Genomic DNA, 2,084 nt, shown 5'->3' on the forward strand with positions numbered 1-2,084 from the left:
GATTCTACAAGGGGATATCCCTGGTCTTCGCGCTGTTCGACATAGGCTTCGGCTATTTGGCGCGAGAGGTCGCGCATTTGGGCGAAGAAACGGGCGCGTTCAGTTACCCCAATTGCGCCGCGCGTGTCGAGTAGATTAAAGGTGTGCGAGCAGCGGATGACGTAGTCGTGTGCGGGGATGACGAGATCGCGGTCGAGGGCTGCCTGGGCTTCGGCTAAAAAGATGTCGTACATGGATTTGAGGCGGTTGACATCGGCCCAGTAGAATTCGTAGTTGCAGTATTCTATTTCTTGTTTTTTGAGGATGTCGCCATACGTGACGGTGTCGTTCCACTGTAGTTGCCAGACTTCATTGACGCCTTGAAGGTACATGGCAATGCGTTCGAGGCCGTAGGTGATTTCGACGGCAACGGGGTCGAGTTGCATGCCGCCCGCTTGCTGGAAATAGGTAAATTGCGTGATTTCCATGCCGTCTAACCACACTTCCCATCCCAGGCCCCATGCACCCAGGGCGGGGGATTCCCAGTTGTCTTCGACAAAGCGGATGTCGTGCGCTTTGCAGTCGAGGCCCAGTGCTCCGAGGCTTTTGAGATAGAGTTCCTGCGGGTTGCCGGGGTCGGGTTTGAGGATGACCTGATACTGGGTGTGCATTTGCATGCGGTTGGGGTTTTCGCCAAAGCGCCCGTCGTCAGGACGATAGGAGGGTTCGACATAGGCGACATTCCACGGTTCGGGTCCGAGGACGCGCAATACAGTGGCGGCGTTCATGGTGCCTGCGCCCACTTTTTCGCTGTAGGGTTGCCATATTATGCAGCCGTTGTCGGCCCAGAAGCGCTCGAGGCGCATGATCAGGTCTTGAAAATTCAGGTGGTTGCTCACAGTTGGTTCCTCGGTTGGTATATCATAGTTAGCAGTCAGAGGTCAAATGATACTCTGATTTTGGGTTTGTGTCAACTTGTGGTCGGTTTTTACGCGTTTTTTCCTCTTGCAAAAGCCGTTTTTCTCGCCTATATTTTGAGACAAATGACGACTGGCAAAATAAATAGGTTGAATACAAACGCTCCCTCATAAGGGGGCGTTTTTTTTTACGCGGAGGGTAAGATATGGATAGTCTGTTTCACGTGCTTGAGGCGCAGCAATTTAGCCGCGATGTTATGAATGAGATTTTTGATGTGACGCGCGAGATGGAGCATGTGGTGAGCCGTTATGGTTCGAATATTTTGAATCGGCGGATTATGGCGACGTTGTTTTACGAACCGAGTACGCGCACGCGGTTGTCTTTTGAAGCGGCGATGTATCGTCTGGGCGGCGAGGTGATTACTACGGAGAGCGCGCGCGAGTTTTCTTCGGCGGCAAAGGGTGAGACGCTCGAAGATACGATCCGTATTGTAGAGGGGTATTCCGATGTGATTGTGTTGCGGCACTACGAGAGCGGCTCTGCTCGACGAGCAGCAGATGCAGCGTCGGTTCCCATTATCAATGCGGGCGACGGGCCAGGGCAACATCCCACGCAGGCGCTTTTGGATGTGTACACGATTCAGAAGGAGATCGGCAGGTTAGATGGTATTCACGTGGCATTGGTCGGCGATCTGGCAAATGGTCGCACGGCGCGGTCGCTGGCTTATTTGTTGACGAAGTACGATGGTGTGAAGTTGTATTTTGTCGCGCCAACTGTTGTGCGTATGAGAGATGATATCAAGGGGTATCTGACGGAACACGGGGTGGTGTTTGAGGAAGAAGAAGATCTGATGAGCGTGATGTCGAAGGTGGATGTGGTGTATCAGACGCGGATTCAGCGCGAGCGGTTTGGCGACCGGATAGAAGATTACGAGCGGGCGCAGGGAAAATATATTATCGATGTGGAGACGATGTCGGCGCTTTCGGAGAATGCGATTGTGATGCATCCCCTGCCCCGGGTGGATGAGATTGATCCGGCTGTTGATACAGATCCCCGCGCTGCGTATTTTCGCCAGGCACACAACGGTGTTTTTATTCGTATGGCGCTGTTGCAGATGGTGTTAGGGGTTTAAGATTGTGCCTCCTGATCTCTTTCAAATATCATGAGTACAATAGAATTAGAGAGTG

General features: G+C 52.6%; 2 protein-coding genes. One reads left to right on the forward strand and one right to left on the reverse strand.

Annotated elements, in window-relative coordinates; all coding sequences use genetic code 11:
• A partial coding sequence (glyQ, locus tag OXH16_18870) for a glycine--tRNA ligase subunit alpha (protein MCY3683466.1) occupies positions 1-866 on the reverse strand: 866 nt, incomplete at its 3' end.
• A gap of 236 nt (positions 867-1,102) precedes the next feature.
• Here glyQ and pyrB point away from each other — a divergent pair.
• Positions 1,103-2,029 (forward strand): aspartate carbamoyltransferase, encoded by a 927-nt coding sequence (gene pyrB / locus OXH16_18875; protein ID MCY3683467.1) that lies wholly within the window; start codon positions 1,103-1,105, stop codon positions 2,027-2,029.
• Positions 2,030-2,084 lie beyond the last annotated feature (55 nt).

It is taken from the genome of Gemmatimonadota bacterium (assembly GCA_026705765.1).
GTDB lineage: Bacteria > Latescibacterota > UBA2968 > UBA2968 > UBA2968 > VXRD01.